Genomic DNA, 20,022 nt, shown 5'->3' with positions numbered 1-20,022 from the left:
TTAATGGGATGGACGGCTCTCCCTATTCGCCCGAGGTTGTAGGCCTCAACCAGAAGGAGATGGAACATGGATGTGGCATTCGTAGGCATCGATCTGGCGAAGAACGTCTTCCAGCTGCATGGCGAAGATGCTGAAGGCAACGTAGTCCTGCAAAGACGGGTCCGGCGCGATCGGTTGATGGCTGAAGTTCAGGCGCTCTCGCCATGCACCATCGCGATTGAAGCTTGCACTGGTGCGTTCTATTGGCAGCGTCAGTTCGAGGCGGCAGGGCATCGGGTCCGGATTATTGCTCCGCAATACGTCAAGCCGTTTGCTCAGCATCAGAAGAATGATCGCAACGATGCCGCTGCAATTTGCCGTGCCGTGAGACAACCCCATATGAGGTTCGTCCCCGGCAAGACACTTGAGCAACAGGACATCCAGGCGCTTCACCGCGGCCGACAGCGACTGGTGAACCACCGAACTGCGTTGGTCGCCCAGATGCGCGGCCTGTTGCTCGACAGGGGCATCGCATTTGCCCAATCCATCACCCGCGCTCGGCGCGAGATCCGGATCTTGCTGGAGGATGGTGCGTCAGAGATCAGCGCTGTCTTCCGGTCGATGCTGGCGCAGCTCTACGCTGTCTTTCTCTCACTCGACAAGCAGATTGCCTGGTTCGATAGAGAGATCGAGAAAATCTTCCGCTCGAGCGAGACCTGTCGCCGCCTTGCAAAAATCAGAGGGGTAGGTCCAAAAACCGCGACCGCACTTGTCGCTGCCGTTGGCAACGGAGCCGAGTTTACCAATGGCAGACATCTTGCGGCGTGGATGGGGCTCGTGCCTCGGCAGCACTCAAGCGGCAACCGGCAGCGTCTCTTCGGTATCTCCAAGCGCGGAGATCGCCATTTGCGGACCCTGCTGATCCATGGCGCACGAGCTGTAGTGCGCACATCGGCAACTCGCGATGATGCCCAGAGCACCTGGATCAGGGATCTTCAGGTTCGACGCGGCGCCGCCAAAACGATCGTTGCTGTAGCGAACAAGAACGCGCGTGTGATCTTCGCGATGTTGAACAGGGGAACGGAATACCGGGCGGCCTGACGGACGTCCGGAGAGGTGTGAACGATCAGAGAAGTGTACCGGCCGACGTGATCGGTGCGTGAGGAACCTGACTTTTATAATGGCTCTTCGAAGCCGCCCAGTTGTTGAGGCTCACGCCGTGCGGATTACCCATTTGGGCGCGCCAACATCCTGGCGACGCCGGATAGATGTTGGCACCCAAGTCCGCCGGGAAACCGCTCAAATCGCTTGCACCGGGAGAGCCGTCCATAGATATGAAATGGACAGAATGGATCGAGGGGCGTCTGTAGATAAATCCAACCTGGATCACCCCACCCCATTGCGCTGCAGCCGCAGGCGAAAGCAGGCGCCGGGTCCCTCACCGACATAGTCGATACTGGCGCCGCTATTGGCGAGCAGGGAGCGGGCGATCGGCAGGCCGAGGCCGGTGCCGCCATTGGCGCGCTTGGTGGTGAAGAAGGGCTCGAACAGGCGGCTTCGGTCGTGAGGCGGAATGCCCGGCCCGTCATCGGCGACCTGAAGGTCGAGATGGTCGTCGCCGACCGCCGCCGAAATCGTCACCCTGAATGCCCCGGCCTGGCGGCTGTTTTCCACCAGGGTCGTCAAGACCGCCTCCAGGACGTTCGCCGGAATGCGCACGGTGGGCAAGCCGGCATCGATGATGACCTCGACCTTGAATCGGTCGTCGGAGCCGGCATCGGCGATGCGGCGCACGGGATCGGCCAGGGGCGTAGACACGGCCTCGCTCTCATTCGCCATGTCGGCACGGGCGAGCTCGAGCAACCGTGCCACCAGGCGCGACAAGCGCTCGGCGTCGTCCTCTGCATTGGCGATGAAGCGCCGGCGCTCCTCGGCGCTCATGGTGTCGCCATGTTCGTCGAGCAGCTCGAGCACCCCGCGTATGCCGGTCAGCGGCGTCTTGAACTCGTGACTCATCGCGGCGGCGAAATCGCGCAGATAGCGCGAGCGCAGGTCGATGGCCACGGCCATGCGCCGGAAATTGTCGAAGAGCGCCCGGATCTCGATGGTAGCGGTTGCCGGCGTCGGGGGGACCTCGCTGCCGCCACGGCCGAGGTGGCGCCCGACCTCCGCACTCGCCAGCGTCAATTGTTCGATCGGCTTGGCGATGGCCCTGGACAGCAGGCCGGCCAGGCCGATGATCACGGCGAGGATGATGCCGAAACCAAGCGCAATCTTGCCGAGATCGTCATAAATCCCGCGGAACAGGGCGCGAGGCGAGCGGGACAGCAGGAGGACACCGACAGTGCGCTCCCCCAGCTTGATCGGCCGGGCATAATGCACGCGGATGGCCGAGGCACGGCTGAAGACCTCGAAGGCATAGCGCGGCACATAATCTCCGCGCCGCCGCAGGACCGATTGCGAGCGCCCCGCGATGGCCGACTGGACTTCCGGCAGGAAGGCATAGCTCTGGCCCTGAAGTGGCCCGTCGGAGAGCACCGTTCCCCTGGCGTCGAGGATCAGCGCACTCGCAAGCGTGGTGCGCCGGCTCTGCTCGATCAGCGGCGTGATTGCGTTGGCGGCGAGCAGCGCTTCCGCATCCGGCGCCTGCGACGCAGCGATGGGCTGGGGGCGCTGGGACAGGATCGGCATCGTGTTGAGATCGATCGTCAGCTGCTCCGGCGTGAAATAGGGCTCGGCTGACGGATCGTCCCGCCGATAGGAGTCGTTCGGATCGTTCTCCGTCGGGGGCGGTACCGGCAGCGGCTTTGGGCCGGGCCAGGCGAGATCGAAGGCCGCATCGTAGACCGCAGCCTGGGCGATCAGCTCCGCCTCGGTCTGGCGCACCAGGACGTTTTCGTAGACCCTGAGGAAGATGGCACCGATGCCCGGCATCAGGGCGGTGAACAGCAGCACCCCGATCAGGATCGAGCGCAGGCGCAGCGCCGGCCAGCGCGCCTTGATGGCGTCCTTCAGCCGGCTGAGCAGGATCACGCCGCCTTGCCCGCGCAGGCGCCGATGCGATAGCCGATGCCCGCCCGGGTCTCGATCACGTCCTCGGCCCCCACGACCGAGAATTTCTGGCGGATATGGCGAATATGGCTGTCGATGGTACGGTCGGTGATGGCAAAGCCCGGCCCGTGCAGGCGATCGATGATCTCGTCGCGGGAGAAGACCTTGGACGGCGTCGCGGCCAGGATCTGCAGGAGCTGGAACTCCTTGGCGGTGAGGCCTACCGGCTCCCCGGCCCATTGCGTCTGCCAGCCCTCGGGGTCGAGGTTGAGCAGGCCGCGCGCCAGCACCGATGCCGGTACGGCCTGGGCCGGCCTGGCACCCACCCGCTTGAGGATGGCACCGACACGCGCCACCACTTCGCGCGGCGAAAAGGGTTTCACCACATAATCGTCAGCGCCCATTTCCAGGCCGAGCACCCGGTCGATCTCGTCATCCCGGGAAGACAGGAACAGCACCGGCAGTTCGCTCTGCGCCCGCAGCCGGCGGCAGACCTCGAGGCCATCCATGCGCGGCATGTTGATGTCGAGGATGGCAAGGTCCGGCTTGAGGGAGAGAGCCTTGGCCAGGCCCTCCTCCCCGTCACCGGCCTGGTGTGTGGTCATGCCGGCCTTGGCAAGGGCGAAGGCCAGCAATTCGCGGATATGCGGATCGTCATCGACGATGAGAATGGTGCGGGACATGAGCGATGAATGTCATTTCAAGGGGAAGGTGTCAAAGCGGGGTTCGGCGGCGCCGGATCGGGTAAGGGTCCCGCCTGCTGCAGCCGCCAGGCGCCGGCCAGCGTCCACCGGCGCCAATCCACCTGCCGCGCCTCCAGCCTGGTCTGCACCGCCTGCCTCAGTCCGCGCAGTTCGGCAAGATCGCGGCTCTGCGCCGTGTCGGTTGCCATGCTGGCATCCTTGAGCGCCAGCAGCGTGCCCGTGCCGCCGAGGCTCCCCACATAAGATGTGTCTCGCCGCTCGAAGGTTTGCGGCGATCCCTGCCGTTCGAGATTCCAGCGGGCGATCACCCCCTCGAAATTGACGAAGCAGCAGACGCCGAGCACGCTGGCCAGGCACAGGGCGTTGGCATTGATCAGCCACACGCCATCGCGCCGGCGGGCGATACGCCATGAGATCAACGCCAATCCCGTCAACACCAGGAAGAGGAAGATCAAGGCCGTGATACGCAGATAGGTCAGCGAATAGGCCTCGATATAGGCGACGATGCGCAGCATGGTGGAGGCCACCAGCAGCATGGTCTGGCCGATCCACAGATAGACCAGCAGGCGCACGCTCGCCTTGCCCGCCAATGGCGAGCCCGTACGCAGGCAGACCAGCACGAAGCCCGCCGCCAGGAAGGCCGCAAGAACCAGGGCTTGCGTGCCGCGATGGGCATATTGAGAAAAGGTCACGCCTTCGGGAAGCTTGGCGCCGCTCCACAGAAAGGCGATGTCCGAGGCATTCTGGAGGGCGAACACCAGGTTGAAGGCAGCAAGCGCGATCACCACCGGCGCCATCCCGGGCCAGGAAGGCAGGACCGGCAGCGGCGCACGCGTGGAGGCACCGGCAAAGGGGCGCAGGCGCAGCGGCCTGAAGCTCGCCCATAGCGCAACCACGCTCGCCAGGACGAACAGACCATGCCAGAGCAGGCCTGTACCTCCGCTCTGCAGGGCGAGCGCACCCCAAAAGGCAGCGAAACCAAGGCCGATCAGGGGATTGGCGTCGGAGAACAAGAGCAGGAAAAGAACCGAGCCGAGGCTGGCCACGAGCAGTCCCCCCGCGATCCCGCCAAGAGCGAAGCCTCCTCGCCACCGCATGATCCGAACCAGCCGGCCTGCATCGAGCAGGGCCGCCATCGGGCTGAGAACCCCATAAAGGGGCAGGCGCACGACCCAGGCCAGCGCATTGCCGAACTCGCCATGGCGCGGCATCAACAGCGCCAGCGCCAATCCCGTCAGGAAGAGCAGGCCGGCCAGCAGGCTCGGCTCGACGATCAAGGCAAAACCCGCCAGACTGGCGCCGATCACCGCGAAGCGACTGGCCCGGCTGCGGCGCATCAGGCTGTCGCAGGCCAGCAGCGCTCCAAGCCAGGCAAAAGCCAGGAAGCCGATGATGCTGCCCACCTGCGGCAGGGCTTGCCCGGCCGACAGGACGAAGTCGGCCAGGATGGCCAGCACTGTGATGGCCAGGACCTTGAGAACGAAGCTCGGTCGAAGGGGCGAGTGGTTGCGGGCCGGCAGGGTCTGGTCCGGCGAGGCGGATGCGATCGGCATGGGCTCCTCCATGGCCTCCATCCTGCTGCGCCGGTGTTCAGCCGTCATACAGCATTCGTGGTGGCGCGGTGGGCTCCTCGTGCAGAAATCGTGCAGGGACCCACTGCGCCCTTCCCGCGCTCACGCGGGCAAATGCTCCACCACGGCCTTGGCCACGGCAGCCAGGGCGGCATTGCGGCGGTCGGCCGCCGCAATCGTGCCGGTCAGATAGGCAGCAATGAGAAGGGGCGGACGACCGGGCGGCCAGGCAATGGCGACATCATTGGTCGAACCGCGCTCGCCGGTTCCTGTCTTGTCACCGAAGGCCCATCCTGCGGGCAACCCGACCCGCAGGCGGGTATCACCGGTTCTGCTGGCCTTCAGCCAGGCCGTGAGCTGGCTGCGCGAGGATGGCGACAGCGCCTCTCCGACCAGCAGGCGCTGGAGGTCCGCCAGCATGGCTGCGGGGCTGGTGGTATCGCGCGGATCACCCGGCAGCGATTCGTTGAGCTCCACCTCCCAGCGGTCGAGGCGGCTGACCGGGTCACCGATCGAGCGCAGATAACGGGTCAATCCGGCCGGTCCATCGACGGCTTCCAGCAGGAGATTGCCGGCCAGGTTGTCGCTCACGGTGATCGCAGCCTCGCAGAGCTCCGCCAGGGTCAGATGGCCGCCGGCATGCCTGGCCGTTATCGGCGAATTGGGCAGCAGCCTCGCGGCCTCGATCGGGACCGGACGGGACAGTTGTTCATGCCCCTGGTCGACCCGGGCGAGCACCGCAGCGGCAACCAGCAGCTTGAAGGTGCTGCAGAGCGGGAAGAGCTCATCCGGTCGATAAGCCAGCCTCATGCGCGATTTGAGATCGAGAGCGGCAACGCCCAGGCGTCCGCCCACCTCGCCTTCGATCCGCCTGATTGCCGCTGCGAAATCCGTCGAGGCTCGCGATTCGGCCACTGGAAACGCGACGCCGAATGGCAGCAAGAACAGGGCTGCACTTGCTCCAACCATGAAATTCCGTCTGGTCATACCAACTCCTTACACCGTTCGATGTCAGGATGGCTGCGGTCTGAGCGGAGGACAAACGATGATAAATCGCCTCAGACCTGAGAAAAATTTGGGGATCCATGATCCGTTCGCATCTGCCTCTCAATGCCCTGCGCGCCTTCGAGGCGGCGGCGCGCCATCTCAGCTTCACCGGCGCCGGGCTCGAATTGAGGGTGACCCAGACTGCCGTGAGCCACCAGGTGAAGAACCTGGAGGAGATCCTGGGCGTGCGCCTGTTCCGCCGCCTGCCGCGCGGCCTCGCCCTCACCGAGGAAGGCCAGGCGCTCGTCCCTGTCCTCAACGAAGCTTTCGGGCGCATCGGCGCCACGCTCGACCGCTTCGAGAAAGGCCATTTCCGCGACGTGGTGACGGTCGGCGTGGTCGGTACCTTCGCCGCCGGCTGGCTGCTGCCGCGCCTGCGGTCCTTTGGCGAGGCGCATCCTTTCGTCGACCTGCGCATTCTGACCAACAACAACCGCATCAATCTGGCCGGCGACGGCCTCGACTATGCCATCCGCTTCGGTGACGGCTTGTGGCATGGCACCGAGGCGGCGCTTCTGATGCCTGCCCCGCTCTCGCCCGTCTGTGCGCCGGCCATGGCCGAACGGTTGCGCCGGCCGGCGGATCTCGCCGGTGAAGTGCTTTTGCGATCCTATCGCGAGGATGAATGGCAATTGTGGTTCGCCGCAGCAGGATCCAGCGGCCCCGCCACCCATGCCGTCGTCTTCGATTCCTCGGTCACCATGGCCGAGGCCATCGCCCAAGGCATCGGCGTCGGCCTGTTGCCGACAGCGATGTTCTCGAGCGCCTTGGCCAGCGGCCGGCTGATGCGCCCCTTCGAGACCGAGGTTCACGCCGGTTCATACTGGCTGACTCATCTCAAATCACGCCAGCCTTCGCCCGCGATGCTGGCGTTCCGAGCCTGGCTCCTGGCAGGCTGCCAGACGCAAACGACCTTGCCCGCGTGACCTCGAAAAAGCCCCCTCGCGCGCCCCTCCGCCTACGCCAGGGCGTCGCGGATCGCCCGAACCGCGGCCAGGCTGGCGCGCGTCCGCGGTGCGTGCAGGAATTCCGGCCAGCTCGACAGCACCACGGCGGCAAACTCGCCGACGGGATCGATATAAATGAGCTGTCCGAACACACCACGGGCCATATAGGCCCCGCGCTCGACATCCTCGATCCAGAACTGGTTGCGATAGGCGCCCCGAGGGAGAATGTCGCGATAGACGCCCTGGAAGAGATCGGGCCGCGCAGCGAAACGCGTGTCTTCCAGCCAGGAGGACGGAAGGAGGCGCCGGCCCCCGATCTCCCCACCGCCGAGATGCAGCAGGGCGAAACGGGCGTAATCCCGCAAGGTGGCATTGAAACCGCCGTCCGCCAGGCCATAGCCGGCGGAATCGACGGTGAAATAGGCATCTTCCTCGGCCCCCATCGGTGACCAGAGCTCTCGGCTCACCAATTCGGGGAGCAACAGGCCTGTGGCGCTCTGCAGCACGAAAGCCAGCACGTCGGTCTCGACGGAGCGGTAGTTGAAGATGGCGCCATGGACACTTTGGCTGGCCTGGAGCTGCAGGATCAGCTCGAAGACATGGGTCGGCCAGCTCGGATCCTTGCGGGCCTTCCAGCCACTGGCCACGTCCATCTTGGCGATATGCGAATCGAGCGCGGTATAGGTTTCGTCGAACACGACGCCGGTCGTCATGTCGAGCACTTGCTGCACGGTGGCGCCACGATAGGCGGTCGTCTCCAGCTCCGGCAGATAATAGGTGACCGGCGCGGCGGGATCGAGCACGCCGCGCCCGATCAGGATGCCGGCAACCGTACCCACCACCGATTTGGCGACCGATTGCGACAGATGCTGGCTGTGGCTCGTCATGCCGTTGAAATAGCGCTCCGCCACCACTCTGCCGCGATGCAGCACCAGAAATCCGTCGGCGTAATTCGCCTCGAAGAAGCTTCCGATCGTTGCCGGCTGGCCGTCGCTCTCAAAAGCGATCCCATCGATGTCCTGCAAGGCGACCGGCAGCGCCGTGGCCGGCCCCGGCCCACGCCAGACCTGCGCCGTCGGCACCAGTTCCCGCACATGCTGGAACGACCAGCGGTTCCACGGCGCCCGGTCCCAATCCTCGCGTGGAATGGAGGCGGCGCCGAGAACGGTCGGTTCCTGTGTCGATCCTTGGAGCTCCGGCGGGCTGTCATACATTCTCTGCGTCTTCCTTTCGGCTAACGAGGCAAATGAACGGAACGATCCGATCTATTCGATCAGCCGTCCTATTCGATGATCCTTGCCTCCTCGGGCAGCATGATAGGGAAACCATCCCGGATGGGATAGGCAAGCTTGGCGGCGCGCGAGATCAGCTCCTGTTTTTCCGCATCATATTCCAGCGTCGTCTTGGTGAGGGGGCACACCAGCAATTCCAGGAGCTTGGGATCGGTCAGCGGCGGTGGGCGGTGCGGTGTCGGCGTGGGCATCGGCACTCATCCTCACTGCAACGGCGTATCGGAGCCGTCGCCGCTCTTGGCAAGTTCGATCTGCGTGATGGCGACCAGGATCTCGGCGCGCTCCCGCAGGCAGGAGGCCTCGAGCAGCGCCTGTTTCTCGCGCCGCCCGAACGGACTCATCATCGATAACGCATTGACCAGCGCCTCGTTGGAGGCCTCGTGAATGTCGTTCCAGTCAACCTGGAAGCGATTGACGGCAAGATAGGCGCGCAGCGTATCGATCAGGCTCTTGCGGTCGACCTCCTCTTCACCGGCACGCGGGGTGAAATCGATGGCGAAGGGTTCGGCCGTGATACGGCATTGGCGGTAGGCCGTCGTGACGGTTTCCTCCGACAGGACCTTGAAACGCGAGATGCCGGTGAGCTGGATGAGGTAGCGCCCATCGCCTGTCTCGGCGAATTGGGTGAGACGCCCGACGCAGCCGACCTGGAACAGGCGCGGCATCGTCTCGTTTTCCTCGTCCTCGGGCTGAATCATGCCGATCAGGCGCGGTCCCTTCAGCACGTCGTCGATCATGGCCAGGTAACGCGGCTCGAAGATGTTCAGCGGCAGTTGGCCACGCGGCAACAGCAGGGCGCCGGCCAGGGGAAAGACCGGAACGACAGGAGGCAGATCGGCCTCCGTCTTGAACAAGGGATGCATCGGCTGCCATTCCTCAAACGGGCCTGGAGGCTGTCATGGCCCAAGGACGGGGCATGACAGTTTCTCAAGGTCGCGACCGCGACCTCCGGGCGGCATCTTACGGCCTGCTAGCGGGCCGCGTCACTATTTATGAGAACAGGATCGACGACAGCCGGCGGCGACCATAGATGGTGTTTTCGTCCATCGGGCCCCAGGCCTCGAAGAACTGCACGAGCTGCTTGCGCGCGCCGTCCTCGTTCCATTTGCGGTCGCGCCGGGCGATGTCGAGCAGCTGGTCGACCGCCTCCTCGCGCCTATTGGCCGCGGCGAGAGCCAGGGCGTAGTCGAACTTGGCCTGGTAATCCTTTGGATCAGCCTCGACCTGGCGCGCCAGCCCTTGCAGATCACCGACATCGCTGGCCTGTTCGGCCAGTTCCAGTGCGGCCCGGGCGCTGGCGATGAGGGGATCATTCTCCTTGCCCTTTGGCGTAAGCGAAAGCGTGGCCTTGGCCTGATCGAGCTCTCCGGCGGCAAGCGCACAGCGCGCAAGGCCGGCGATCGCCTTCAGGTTCTCGGCGTCCTGCTCGAAAATCTGCGCGAAGAGCTGAGCCGCTGCCGCTCCATCGCCTTCGTTGAGCAAGGCTTCGGCCTCGGCCAGCAAGGCCTCCGTGTCCGGATCGCCGCCGGGACCGGCGATCCTGGTGATGAATTCCTTGATCTGGCTTTCGGGAATGGCCCCCATGAAGCCGTCGACAGGCTGACCCTTGGAGAAGGCGAAGACGGCGGGAATCGATTGAACCCCCAATTGCCCGGCGATCTGCGGATGCTTGTCGATATCCATCTTCACCAGCTTGACCTTGCCCTTGGCTGCAAGCACGGCCTTCTCCAGGATCGGCCCCAATTGCTTGCAAGGGCCACACCATTCGGCCCAGAAATCGACCAGCACCGGCTGCTTCATCGATTCCTGAATCACGTCGGCCATGAAGGTCTGGGTGGTGGTATCCTTGATCAGACCGTTGGTTCCGGCAGCGTCGTTGCTCATCATTCCTACCCGCTTGGAAAGCTTCGTCCGCGGTTAGATGGGGGCAAAACGCCTCGAAGGCAACCGTCAGATGCCATTGCCGTACGAAACAATAAATTTCATCTTGCTTGTTGCGAGAATGGAACAAATGAAACTTGGTACCTATTTTTCGCCAATAACCCCCAAAAGGGGTAACGGCGGTAGTCAACCACCAGCAAAACGGCCCCGCAACATATTGAAGAGCGCCACAGGCTGCCGCGTATAGAAAGAAAAGATTGTTACCTATACACGGACGACTACCGGGATATTTTTGAAGATTAAAGTTTTTTAATCGTATTCGGAAACTTCACTCAAATCACGGCGAATTCACGCCATCCTTAATATAACCTGCATACACGAACCGGGAAGGCTGAAAATCGCCTTTTGCCTCAATATGATACCTTTTGGTGTTGACGATGGGGAAGGTCCCTTTCGGATTAATCCCAAAAGACTTTCGCGAATAGTCGTTTCTGTGAGATAAATGGCACATCGCGATAATCAATATTCTGGCATCCTATTATTCGTGAATCGTTTTACTTTTCGAGCCCCACGGCAAAGAATTTCGTGGCGGCCGATGAAGGTGGCTGCGTGCGACAACCGACCGTGCAGGTTGGCAACGCAGAACAGCCACACAGGTGTAATGGCTAACACCCTAACGACGTATTAGGATGAAGGCCCAACCCACAAGAAGACTTGCAGAGGAAGTAACGCCAGAACTTTCAAGAGGCCAAATCATGAGTCACCACGTCACCTGCAATGACATGCTGGATTGCCATGATCATAGACAAACGGAGCCAGGCGCGTTGCCTGTTGTGGACCGCAAAGTCGTCTTGCTGATCGAGAGCCGTCCCCTGCTGGGCGAGATCTTTTCCCATGCCCTCAAGGAGGCGGCCGACGATATCGATGTCCGCATCATGGGCGCTCCCGGAGAGGGCGGCACGCAAGCCTCGCTCGCCATACTGAGCCTGGTACAGCGCAGCACGGACCCGCTCTTCATCGCCTTCGTCATTCAGCAATTGCAAAACCGTATCGGCAAGCTGCCCCTGCTGGTGGTTACCGACAACAGCGATCCTGCCATCGGACGATTGATGGACGAGGCCGGCGTTCATAGCTGGATCACAGCCTCGATGGGCTTCAATGCCATGGTGAGTGCGATCCGGCAGGGCCTGTCGCTGCCAGCGCGTGAGGAAACGGCTGCTCAGCCTATTTCCTATGCGAGCGCGCCTCCCCTGTTTACGGAACCATCCTCGAGCGTGCCCAAACCGCGGCCCGAACGTCAATTGCGTTCCGACATCCATCTCAGCCTGACCGACCGCGAGATGGACGTCCTGAGCCTGCTCCAGAAGGGCAAGCAGAACAAGATCATCGCGCATGCCCTCAACATTTCCGAGAGCACCGCAAAAGTTCATATCCGCAACATCATGCGCAAATTCCATCTGCGCAACCGGACCGAAGTCGCCCTGATGTGCGGCAGCCAGATGCGTGCGCCCGGCACCACCATGATGATCGGGCCTGATTGCGAAGACAGCCAAATGGCCGTTCCTGCCATCGCCTACTGACGACGGCCACAAAAGACGTCCGATGGACCGAGCTGGGTGTGTTGGGGAACTCTGATCCAGCCGTTCCACGCCTTGAAAATTTTCCTCTCGAACAATCCGGGGCTTTTGAGCTGCATGGCGCGCATCTGCGTTGCTGCGCGGCAATATTTGGCATGCTCAAATCAATTTTTAGTATATCGCCCTTGATTTAATACCCCTTTGTACTAATTCCAATAGACAAGTTTCTCTACACTGAAAAATCAATAAGCTTAAAACTGTAATCACCGCGGGCTTAAAGCAAATGCTTCTGTTGATTACAGCCTTAAGCACCTCACAAGACAGACTGAGTGGAGAGACCATTATGAAATCGCTTCTCATCGCATCCGCCCTGATCCTGAGCGTTTCCAGCGCCGCGATGGCCTTCAGCGTCGGCAGTGGCAATGGCAACGGCAACGGCAATGTCGGCTTCGGCAACGGCAACGGCAACGGCAACGCCAATACCGGCGCCTTCAACGGCAACGGCAACGGCAACGGCAACTGGGGCGCCCTCAACGGCAACCTGAACGGCAACGGGAATACCGGCGCCGTCAACGGAAATGGCAACGGCAACGGCAACGCCGGCATCGGCAACGGCAATGCCAACGGCAACGGCAATACCGGCCTCGGGAACGGCAATGCCAACGGCAACCACAACTTCGGCTTCGGCAACGGCAACGTGAACGGCAATGCCAACTACGGCATCGGCAACGGCAACGTGAACGGCAACCACAACTGGGGCGCCTTCAGCGGCAACGGCAACGGCAACGGCAACCAATAAGCCTTGCTTGCTCTCAGGGAGCTGGCCCGGCTTTCCTCCCAGCCACTGGTCAGCTCCCGCCTTCCCTGGCGTTCAGCGTTCGCTGCTCGAGCCCTGAAATCTGGATGCGGCATTCCTCCTCCCTCCCTGCTCCGGCGTAGCGTCCTGCGGACGGCCGACGGAAGAGGATCCCGCATCCAGGCCTTTCCGGCCGGGCGCCAGGCAGTTCGATCCGAACGGACGAACCGCCTCGAACGCTCCGTGCAGGTCCAGTCAGATTGCATCATGGACGGGCCGCGGCAGCGACAGACCGCACCGCCCGATCATCGAACACGCCTCCCAGCTCCGGGGCCAGGCTGTTTTTCGAGTCGCAAGAAAGGACAGTATCATGCGCACCCTCCTCACGCGGCTGCTGCTGAGTGCGGCACTGGTCTGCACCCCGGTCCTCAGCGCCTATGCGGGATTCGGCAATGGCAACGGCAATGGCAACGGCAACACCGGAACCGGCAATGGTAACGGCAATGGCAATGGCAATTCCGGTACCAACAACGGCAACGGCAACGGCAACAACAACACCGGAACCGGCAACGGCAACATGAACGGCAACGGCAATACCGGGACCGGCAATGGCAACATGAACGGCAACGGCAACACCGGAACCGGCAACGGCAATATGAACGGCAACGGCAATACCGGAACCGACAATGGCAACTATAACGGTAACGGCAATACCGGGACCGGCAACGGCAACTTGAACGGTAACTTCAATACCGGCACGTTGAACGGCAACTACAACGGCAATTTCAACACCGGCGTCAGCAACGGCAACATGAACGGCAACGGCAATTACGGCATGGGTGATCCCAATGATCCGGATCCGCCCGCCGGCGTGACGGTTACTTCGACCAGCAGCACGGCGGGGACCATTGCCGATCGGGCCAGTTGCAACATCATGAACAATGGCTGCACCTCGCATTGAGGTGAAAGCCACCACGCGCCTCCTCAAGCCAGGAGGCGCAATTAACCCCGTTGAGGGCTACGATCATCCGGCAATTGCCAACACCGCTCACGTGGCGCGTGACACCTGGGAAGCGAGGTATGTCGCATGCGCGCCTGCCTCCTGCCACCTCAAGGGATCGGAACACAATCAAGGGAAGGCTCGGCCTTTCCCGAACCCAGTCCAGGAAAGGTAGAACCATGAGAATGACCCTGCTCCATGCGGCGTTGTACGCCGCGCTCGCCTGCACCTCGATCTCCGCCGCTCACGCTTTCAGTTACGGAAACGGAAACGGAAACGGAAACGGTAATGTCGGCGTCGGCAACGGCAATGCCAACGGCAACATGAATACCGGCATCGGCAACGGCAACGGCAACGGCAACGGCAACTGGGGCGGCTTCAGCGGCAATAGGAACGGCAACGCCAATAGCGGCCTCGCCAACGGCAACGGCAATGGCAACGGCAATTACGGGCTCGGCAACGGCAATTATAACGGCAATGCCAATACCGGCACCTTGAACGGCAACGCCAATGGCAATGGCGCGCCGGACGCCAACGGCAATATCGGCTACGGCAATGGCGGCACCGGCAATATCGGCGCCTATAACGGCCGCGGCAACTCCAGTTCCACCAGCGGCAACAACAATATCGGCGCGCTGAACGGCAACAACAATGGTGGCATGTTCAACGGCAACGGAAACGTCGGTTCGTTCAACGGCAACGGAAACGGCAACCCATAGGAGGCTGCCGAGGCAGCTTCGGCCGGATCGACTGCTGGGTCGGTCCGGCCTTTATGGTTTATACTGAACCGCGCCGTCCCTGATCACAGGAATGCAACCATGATCGCAGACCTCGATGTCGGCTGCTGGCAGCCCCCCCTCTCCCTGCAGGTTCCGGCACTTTCCCGCTGCCATGTTCCGGGCCGGCAGCAGGGGACGCCGCAAATCGAGATACTGCGGAGAGATGATATTATCCTTGTTCAATACAGCATTGGACGAGGAAACAACAACGGCAACGGTAATACCGGCAACTTTAATGGAAACTTCAATCAAGGAAACAATAATGGCAATTTCAATTCTGGTAACGGAAACGGAAACTGCTTCACAAGTGACAACAACGAAAACCACGACGAGGCAACGTATAATTGGGACTACAAGCGCCTGATGAAAGAACTTCATCGCTGCGGCATTACTCCCCGTCAGGTTCCTTAGCGATAAAATATTGTATTCATTGCGAAAATCACATTTGTAGCGTAACCTCCTGTACACCTCATAGACTTTCCAAAAGTTTGTGGGCGTGTTTGTGTTTGGGGGAACGCATATGAAATCGCTTGCGAAGGGTATTGTCTATTTCTTCACCATCGTCATCTTCCTTACCGCTGCCTCGCTGGCACAGGCCCAGAACGGGACGGGCAACGGCAATAATTCCGGCGACGGATCGGGCAATGGCAACGGCAATGGCAACATCACAGGCAATGTCGGCGGCGCCACGCTGAACAATCGCGATCGACGCCAGGCTCCCGCGGCGTTTGCCCCGGGCCTCGCGGCGGCCGGCATCGAAGCCTGCCTCGGCAGTGTCAGCGTCGGCGGCTCGGGCGCCGGCTTCGGCTTCAGCTTCGGCACCACCAAGCTCGACCAGGGCTGCAATATCCGCCTCTACGCCCGCACCCTTCAGGCCATGGGCTATCGCAGGGCCGCTACCCAGATGCTGTGCTATGATGCCGATGTCGCCGGCGCCCTGGCAACGGAAGGCATTCGCTGCCAGGTCGGCCCCAGGGCGGCACCATCGGCCGGCGTAGCCGGCGTGCAGCAACCGGCCCAGCGCTATGCCCGCGGGACTACCGCGACCCAAACCGCCTACGCGCCTCGCCGCAAATGTATGAGATACGACATCTTCCGCGGCTGTCTCGACTGAACGGGATCATGCCCGTCGGCAACCCGACGGGCTTTCCACACCATGCGCCGGCACGGGATGTCGGGGCTTGTGCCCAGAGCCATGTTCGGTGGTTCTGGGTGCCTTTGATTCTTGGTGCCTTCTGATGATTTTCGCCGAATCCTCGATAGGACGCCTGATGCCGCCAGGTGTTCGAGCCTCGGATGCGCCAGCATCTTCGAGACCCAGCATCTTCGAGACCCAGCATCTTCGAGACCTGGAATCAGAGCGAGGTGCGCATCGATGGAAGCGCGCTCGGCCTCAGGCGTCCGCCTGCTGAGGCTGCGAGACGGCAAGGATCCTGGGCTCGTGTCCGGTCGCGCGCAGGAAGGCAATGAGGTCTTCGCGGGCGATCGTGGTGGTCTGCGTATTGACCAGCGGATGATGGTTGAGCTTGTCATTCTCGAGCAACGCCTGATCGAGCACCACGGTCACCTGCGCTTCGGTATCGTTGATGGCGCCGAAGGGCGTGACCGCACCCGGCAACACCCCCCAGACCTGCGTCAGCAGCTCGGCCGAACCGAAGGACACCTTGCCCTGGGCACCGATGATCTCGTGGATGCGCTTGAGGTCGACGCTGGCATCCTCCTCCAGCACCACCAGGAACAGCCGGCCCTTGCGATCCTTCAGGAAGAGATTCTTGGTGTGACCGCCGGCGATCTGCCCCCGCAGCGCCTTCGAATCCTCCACCGTGAACAGGGGCGGATGCTCGACGGTCGTCACTGCGATGCCGAGCTTGGCGAAGAAGGCGAACAGGTCGTCAGGCGTGGCCGGCATGGTTCGGGGTCTCCTGGAAAGGCCCCCTGACTAGAACGACGGGCCGGCTGGCGCAAGACCGTGCCGGGCAAAGCAAAGGGCCCCGCCAAACGGGGCCCTCGAAGACAGGATAAATGCTGTCGCGACCGATCAGAACTTGTAGTTCACGCCGGCACGCACCGTGTGCACGGAAACGTCGGTCTTGGCGGTGATCTGGGCGATCTCGCTGTTGGCCTTGATCGTCTCGGCCTTGCCGAGATCGACATAGAGATATTCGGCCCGCACGGTCCAGTTCTGTGTCAGAGCATATTCGGCGCCCGCACCGAGAGCCCAGCCGAATTTGGTCTCCGATCCGGACAGATTGGTGCCGCCGGTGCTGACCTTGGTCTTCACCTGGCCATAGGCAAGACCGCCCGTGCCATAGATCAGGACATTGTCGAAGGCATAGCCGGCGCGCACGCGGGCCGTGCCGAACCAGTTGAGCTCATTCTTCACCGTGACCGGAATGTTCTGAGCACCGATGAAGGTCTTCTTGGTGTCCAGGCCGGCATATTGCAGGTCGGCCTCGGCGCCAATTACCCAATTGGGATCGATCTGATAATTGTAGCCGATCTGGCCGCCGGCGACGACGCCGTTGGCGCTACCCTTGACCTTTGCGGCCCCGCCGTTCAGCCCGAAACCGAGAGCCCTCTCAAGCGTCGGTGCCGTCGCAGTCGGCACCGCCTTCAGATCCGTGTCGAGATTGCCGCGGCCATAGCCCGCACTCAGACCGGCATAGAAGCCTGTCCAGGTGAAGGATGGCACGATTTCCGGCGCGACCGGCTCGACGGGCGGCGGCGCCAGGTCGGCGGCGAATGCCGCTGCCGGCGCGAGAATGACGACGCCCGCAAGCAGAGCATTCCTAAGAATTTGCATTTTAATACCCCAGCACTTGGCACTTGTTACGCTCGAACGCCTGATAGCACCGCCTTTACATGAAATCCTATGACATAAATGCAACACCGGCTTTTTTATTGAGCAATCCATAATGGATATACTTAACAATTATAGTTAACGTCCCAAATGGCACAAAATAATTACGTAGAGTAAGATAGGAACAAACATCGGCAGCGCCGCACCCGGCGGCTTTCGTTCGAACATCGGCGTTCCCCTCGCGGCCAAAATCGCGTAAAGGAGCGCCGTCGCAGAGACCTTGACCCTCTGATGGACGGAAGGATGCCATGTTGAACTCGCTCGACCTGCCGCGCCGGCCGCAGGACACCCGTGTCGTTGTTGCCATGTCGGGCGGCGTCGACTCTTCCGTTTGTGCCGCTCTTCTCAAGGAGCAGGGCTATGACGTGATCGGGGTGACGCTTCAGCTCTATGACCATGGCGCCGCGGTCCATCGCAAGGGCGCCTGCTGCGCCGGCCAGGACATTCACGATGCGCGCGAGGTCGCCGACCGCATCGGCATTCCCCATTACGTGCTCGACTATGAAAGCCGCTTCAAGGAGGCGGTGATCGACCGTTTCGCCGATTCCTATGTTGCCGGCGAGACGCCGATCCCCTGTGTCGAATGCAACCAGCGAGTCAAGTTCCGCGATCTGCTCGGCACGGCACGCGACCTCGGCGCCGACGTGCTGGCGACCGGCCATTATGTTGCCAGCCGTGCGGTGCCCGGAGGGCGCGGCCTGTTCCGCCCGCGCGACGCCGAGCGCGACCAGAGCTATTTCATGTTCGCCACCACCAAGGAGCAGCTCGACATCCTGCGCTTCCCGCTCGGCGAGATGACCAAGCCGGAAACCCGCCAGGCCGCCGAGCGTTTCGGCCTGTCGGTAGCGGCCAAGCCCGACAGCCAGGACATCTGCTTCGTGCCGTCGGGCCGCTACGCCCAGGTGATCGAGAAGCTCAAGCCCGGCGCCGCCGTTCCCGGCGAAATCGTGCATCTGGATGGCCGCGTGCTCGGCCAGCACCAGGGCGTCATCCACTACACCATCGGCCAGCGCAAGGGCCTTGGCATCGCCACCGGCGAGCCGCTGCACGTCATCCGTCTCGATGCCGAGGCGGCACGGGTGATCGTCGGCCCGCGCGAAGCACTGGCGACGCGCCATGTCGCCCTGCGCGATGTGAACTGGATCGGCGACGGCGCGCTTGAAGACCTGCCTTCCGAAGGCCTGGAGGTCGCGGTGCGCGTGCGCTCCACCCGCGCGCCCAAGCCGGCCCTGCTGCATCTCGGTCCGGAAGGCCCGACGATCGAGCTTGCCGAGGCTGAGGACGGTGTTTCACCCGGACAGGCTGCCGTGTTCTACGACCACGCCGATGGCCAGGCCCGCGTGCTCGGTGGCGGCTTCATTCGGGGCGCACGGCCGCAGACCGTCTTCGCCTATGGCGGCCAGACCGCTGCAGCCTGATCCGGCCCGGCGCGCCATTGAGCGCGTGCTTTCGGTCCTTGCATTGCGTTAAGCTCTGGCCGAAAAGGAGAGCCCTCCTGTCGAGGGTTCGCGTGTGGATTGTTGAAACGGCGTGGTGCGATGGCCAGAGACCTTGATCCCTACAAGCTGTCTTCCCCCCGGATCTTCTTCATCCGCATGCTGATCTTCCTGGTGCTGGCAGCCTGCGTCACCGCCGTGCTCTATCGCCAGCTCTATATAGCCTTCATGGCCAATCCCGGCCTCAACGGCCTGATCATCTTCACGCTGCTGCTCGGCATCGTCTTCGGCTTCCGCCAGGTGATCCGCCTGTTGCCGGAAGTGCGCTGGGTCAATGCCTATCGCCTGCGCGATCCCGGCCTGGAGCTTCGGGACCAGCCGGTGATGCTGGCACCGATGGCGACATTGCTGGGTGACAAGGTCGGCCGGCGCTCGATCTCGCTCTCCACCCTGCGCTCCATCCTCGAATCGATCGGCATGCGCCTCGACGAGCAGCGCGAGGTCTCGCGCTATCTCACGGGTCTCCTGGTCTTCCTCGGCCTGCTCGGCACGTTCTGGGGCCTGATCGAGACCGTGGGTTCGGTCGGCAACGTCATCAATTCCATGTCGGTGGGCGGCGGCGACGCCAGCACCGTGTTCGAAAGCCTGAAAAGCGGCCTCGCCGCCCCGCTCAAGGGCATGGGCGTGTCATTCTCGTCCTCGCTGTTCGGCCTTGCCGGCTCGCTGATCCTCGGCTTCCTCGACCTGCAGGCCGGGCAGGCCCAGAACCGCTTCTATACCGAGCTCGAGGACTGGCTCGCCGCCACCGTGACGGACATCGAGGCCGAAGGCCTGGCCCGCGGCGGCTCGGACGGCGAGATGGCAGCCATCAAATCGGCGATCGAGCGCATGGCCGACGGCTCGCGCGAGGCCGGTTCCGGCCGCAATGCCACCGCCGCCATGGCCCAGCTCGCCGAGGGCATCCAGGGCCTGGTGCAGCATATGCGCTCTGAGCAGCAGATGATCCGCGACTGGGTCGAAAGCCAGGCCGAACAGCAGCGCGACATCAAGAGCGTGCTCGAGCGCCTGACGCAAGAGCGCGAGAAGAACTGATGCCGGAGTC

At 62.5% G+C, this 20,022-nt stretch carries 20 protein-coding genes; 10 read left to right on the top strand and 10 right to left on the bottom strand.

Annotated features, from left to right (window positions below):
- Positions 1–66: 66 nt before the first annotated feature.
- Positions 67–1,080: an IS110 family transposase gene (locus ACTJKX_RS32420; RefSeq protein ID WP_440725573.1), complete on the top strand. Its 1,014-nt coding sequence runs from the start codon at positions 67–69 to the stop codon at positions 1,078–1,080.
- A 285-nt stretch (positions 1,081–1,365) separates the two neighbouring features.
- On the opposite strand, the gene ACTJKX_RS32415 is transcribed toward ACTJKX_RS32420, so the two are convergent.
- From ACTJKX_RS32415 to bla, 4 genes are all read right to left on the bottom strand, one after another.
- Entirely contained in the window at positions 1,366–3,012 is a 1,647-nt protein-coding gene (locus ACTJKX_RS32415; protein ID WP_440727762.1) for a sensor histidine kinase, read from the bottom strand.
- Entirely contained in the window at positions 3,009–3,713 is a 705-nt protein-coding gene (locus ACTJKX_RS32410) for a response regulator transcription factor (protein WP_311932864.1), read from the bottom strand. The genes ACTJKX_RS32415 and ACTJKX_RS32410 overlap by 4 nt, the downstream gene beginning before the upstream one ends.
- Positions 3,714–3,730: 17 nt before the next feature.
- Positions 3,731–5,287, bottom strand: coding sequence for a DUF4153 domain-containing protein (locus ACTJKX_RS32405; protein WP_440727761.1), 1,557 nt, complete (start codon positions 5,285–5,287; stop codon positions 3,731–3,733).
- A gap of 120 nt (positions 5,288–5,407) precedes the next feature.
- Positions 5,408–6,292: a class A beta-lactamase gene (gene bla, locus ACTJKX_RS32400; RefSeq protein ID WP_440727760.1), complete on the bottom strand. Its 885-nt coding sequence runs from the start codon at positions 6,290–6,292 to the stop codon at positions 5,408–5,410.
- A gap of 98 nt (positions 6,293–6,390) precedes the next feature.
- Here bla and ACTJKX_RS32395 point away from each other — a divergent pair, with 98 nt between their 5' ends.
- A complete protein-coding gene (locus ACTJKX_RS32395; protein ID WP_440727759.1) occupies positions 6,391–7,278 on the top strand; it encodes a LysR family transcriptional regulator in 888 nt (295 codons plus the stop codon).
- A 32-nt stretch (positions 7,279–7,310) separates the two neighbouring features.
- On the opposite strand, the gene ACTJKX_RS32390 is transcribed toward ACTJKX_RS32395, so the two are convergent.
- From ACTJKX_RS32390 to trxA, 4 genes are all read right to left on the bottom strand, one after another.
- Positions 7,311–8,513 carry a serine hydrolase domain-containing protein gene (locus ACTJKX_RS32390; RefSeq protein WP_394314548.1) on the bottom strand — a complete coding sequence of 401 codons (1,203 nt, stop codon included), beginning with the start codon at positions 8,511–8,513 and terminating at the stop codon, positions 7,311–7,313.
- 68 nt (positions 8,514–8,581) lie between these two features.
- A complete protein-coding gene (locus tag ACTJKX_RS32385; protein ID WP_311932869.1) occupies positions 8,582–8,782 on the bottom strand; it encodes a Trm112 family protein in 201 nt (66 codons plus the stop codon).
- 12 nt (positions 8,783–8,794) lie between these two features.
- The gene (locus ACTJKX_RS32380) at positions 8,795–9,454 is read right to left on the bottom strand and encodes an LON peptidase substrate-binding domain-containing protein (protein ID WP_311932870.1); all 660 of its coding nucleotides are present in this window, start codon (positions 9,452–9,454) and stop codon (positions 8,795–8,797) included.
- Between the two features lie 127 nt (positions 9,455–9,581).
- Complete coding sequence (trxA, locus tag ACTJKX_RS32375) at positions 9,582–10,478, bottom strand: thioredoxin (RefSeq protein WP_311932871.1); 897 nt, start codon at positions 10,476–10,478, stop codon at positions 9,582–9,584.
- An 827-nt stretch (positions 10,479–11,305) separates the two neighbouring features.
- Here trxA and ACTJKX_RS32370 point away from each other — a divergent pair.
- The 6 genes from ACTJKX_RS32370 (at position 11,306) to ACTJKX_RS32345 (ending at position 15,738) form a co-directional block, all read left to right on the top strand.
- Positions 11,306–12,052: a LuxR C-terminal-related transcriptional regulator gene (locus tag ACTJKX_RS32370; protein WP_440727763.1), complete on the top strand. Its 747-nt coding sequence runs from the start codon at positions 11,306–11,308 to the stop codon at positions 12,050–12,052.
- Between the two features lie 280 nt (positions 12,053–12,332).
- Positions 12,333–12,848, top strand: coding sequence for a hypothetical protein (locus tag ACTJKX_RS32365; RefSeq protein ID WP_440727758.1), 516 nt, complete (start codon positions 12,333–12,335; stop codon positions 12,846–12,848).
- A gap of 367 nt (positions 12,849–13,215) precedes the next feature.
- Complete coding sequence (locus ACTJKX_RS32360) at positions 13,216–13,806, top strand: hypothetical protein (protein ID WP_440727757.1); 591 nt, start codon at positions 13,216–13,218, stop codon at positions 13,804–13,806.
- Between the two features lie 218 nt (positions 13,807–14,024).
- Positions 14,025–14,564 carry a hypothetical protein gene (locus tag ACTJKX_RS32355; protein ID WP_394314542.1) on the top strand — a complete coding sequence of 180 codons (540 nt, stop codon included), beginning with the start codon at positions 14,025–14,027 and terminating at the stop codon, positions 14,562–14,564.
- 99 nt (positions 14,565–14,663) lie between these two features.
- Complete coding sequence (locus ACTJKX_RS32350) at positions 14,664–15,035, top strand: hypothetical protein (protein WP_440727756.1); 372 nt, start codon at positions 14,664–14,666, stop codon at positions 15,033–15,035.
- A 109-nt stretch (positions 15,036–15,144) separates the two neighbouring features.
- A complete protein-coding gene (locus ACTJKX_RS32345; protein WP_394314539.1) occupies positions 15,145–15,738 on the top strand; it encodes a hypothetical protein in 594 nt (197 codons plus the stop codon).
- Between the two features lie 279 nt (positions 15,739–16,017).
- Here the strand turns inward: ACTJKX_RS32345 and ACTJKX_RS32340 are convergent, their stop codons facing one another.
- Both ACTJKX_RS32340 and ACTJKX_RS32335 read right to left on the bottom strand, forming a co-directional pair.
- Positions 16,018–16,533 carry a prolyl-tRNA synthetase associated domain-containing protein gene (locus ACTJKX_RS32340; protein ID WP_311932878.1) on the bottom strand — a complete coding sequence of 172 codons (516 nt, stop codon included), beginning with the start codon at positions 16,531–16,533 and terminating at the stop codon, positions 16,018–16,020.
- A 129-nt stretch (positions 16,534–16,662) separates the two neighbouring features.
- Complete coding sequence (locus ACTJKX_RS32335) at positions 16,663–17,427, bottom strand: outer membrane protein (RefSeq protein WP_440727755.1); 765 nt, start codon at positions 17,425–17,427, stop codon at positions 16,663–16,665.
- A 305-nt stretch (positions 17,428–17,732) separates the two neighbouring features.
- Between ACTJKX_RS32335 and mnmA the strand changes: the two genes are divergently transcribed.
- Together mnmA and ACTJKX_RS32325 are read left to right on the top strand one after the other, a co-directional pair.
- Positions 17,733–18,902 (top strand): tRNA 2-thiouridine(34) synthase MnmA, encoded by a 1,170-nt coding sequence (gene mnmA, locus ACTJKX_RS32330; RefSeq protein ID WP_440727754.1) that lies wholly within the window; start codon positions 17,733–17,735, stop codon positions 18,900–18,902.
- 120 nt (positions 18,903–19,022) lie between these two features.
- Entirely contained in the window at positions 19,023–20,012 is a 990-nt protein-coding gene (locus ACTJKX_RS32325) for a flagellar motor protein MotA (RefSeq protein WP_311932885.1), read from the top strand.
- Positions 20,013–20,022: the final 10 nt, after the last annotated feature.

It is taken from the genome of Labrys sp. 22185, assembly GCF_052045555.1.
Classification (GTDB): Bacteria; Pseudomonadota; Alphaproteobacteria; order Rhizobiales; family Labraceae; genus Labrys; species Labrys neptuniae.
This window is presented reverse-complemented; position numbering and strand designations above follow the sequence as displayed.

Excerpts from the sequence above, each read along its gene's own strand:
- ACTJKX_RS32395 (WP_440727759.1), top strand. The coding sequence starts at position 6,391 with ATGATCCGTTCGCATCTGCCTCTCAATGCCCTGCGCGCCTTCGAGGCG.
- ACTJKX_RS32380 (WP_311932870.1), bottom strand. The coding sequence starts at position 9,454 with ATGCATCCCTTGTTCAAGACGGAGGCCGATCTGCCTCCTGTCGTTCCG.
- ACTJKX_RS32390 (WP_394314548.1), bottom strand. The coding sequence starts at position 8,513 with ATGTATGACAGCCCGCCGGAGCTCCAAGGATCGACACAGGAACCGACC.
- ACTJKX_RS32385 (WP_311932869.1), bottom strand. The coding sequence starts at position 8,782 with ATGCCCACGCCGACACCGCACCGCCCACCGCCGCTGACCGATCCCAAG.
- ACTJKX_RS32365 (WP_440727758.1), top strand. The coding sequence starts at position 12,333 with ATGCTTCTGTTGATTACAGCCTTAAGCACCTCACAAGACAGACTGAGT.
- bla (WP_440727760.1), bottom strand. The coding sequence starts at position 6,292 with ATGACCAGACGGAATTTCATGGTTGGAGCAAGTGCAGCCCTGTTCTTG.
- mnmA (WP_440727754.1), top strand. The coding sequence starts at position 17,733 with ATGTTGAACTCGCTCGACCTGCCGCGCCGGCCGCAGGACACCCGTGTC.
- ACTJKX_RS32420 (WP_440725573.1), top strand. The coding sequence starts at position 67 with ATGGATGTGGCATTCGTAGGCATCGATCTGGCGAAGAACGTCTTCCAG.
- ACTJKX_RS32335 (WP_440727755.1), bottom strand. The coding sequence starts at position 17,427 with ATGCAAATTCTTAGGAATGCTCTGCTTGCGGGCGTCGTCATTCTCGCG.
- ACTJKX_RS32405 (WP_440727761.1), bottom strand. The coding sequence starts at position 5,287 with ATGCCGATCGCATCCGCCTCGCCGGACCAGACCCTGCCGGCCCGCAAC.
- ACTJKX_RS32355 (WP_394314542.1), top strand. The coding sequence starts at position 14,025 with ATGAGAATGACCCTGCTCCATGCGGCGTTGTACGCCGCGCTCGCCTGC.
- ACTJKX_RS32350 (WP_440727756.1), top strand. The coding sequence starts at position 14,664 with ATGATCGCAGACCTCGATGTCGGCTGCTGGCAGCCCCCCCTCTCCCTG.
- trxA (WP_311932871.1), bottom strand. The coding sequence starts at position 10,478 with ATGATGAGCAACGACGCTGCCGGAACCAACGGTCTGATCAAGGATACC.
- ACTJKX_RS32410 (WP_311932864.1), bottom strand. The coding sequence starts at position 3,713 with ATGTCCCGCACCATTCTCATCGTCGATGACGATCCGCATATCCGCGAA.
- ACTJKX_RS32345 (WP_394314539.1), top strand. The coding sequence starts at position 15,145 with ATGAAATCGCTTGCGAAGGGTATTGTCTATTTCTTCACCATCGTCATC.
- ACTJKX_RS32325 (WP_311932885.1), top strand. The coding sequence starts at position 19,023 with ATGGCCAGAGACCTTGATCCCTACAAGCTGTCTTCCCCCCGGATCTTC.
- ACTJKX_RS32340 (WP_311932878.1), bottom strand. The coding sequence starts at position 16,533 with ATGCCGGCCACGCCTGACGACCTGTTCGCCTTCTTCGCCAAGCTCGGC.
- ACTJKX_RS32360 (WP_440727757.1), top strand. The coding sequence starts at position 13,216 with ATGCGCACCCTCCTCACGCGGCTGCTGCTGAGTGCGGCACTGGTCTGC.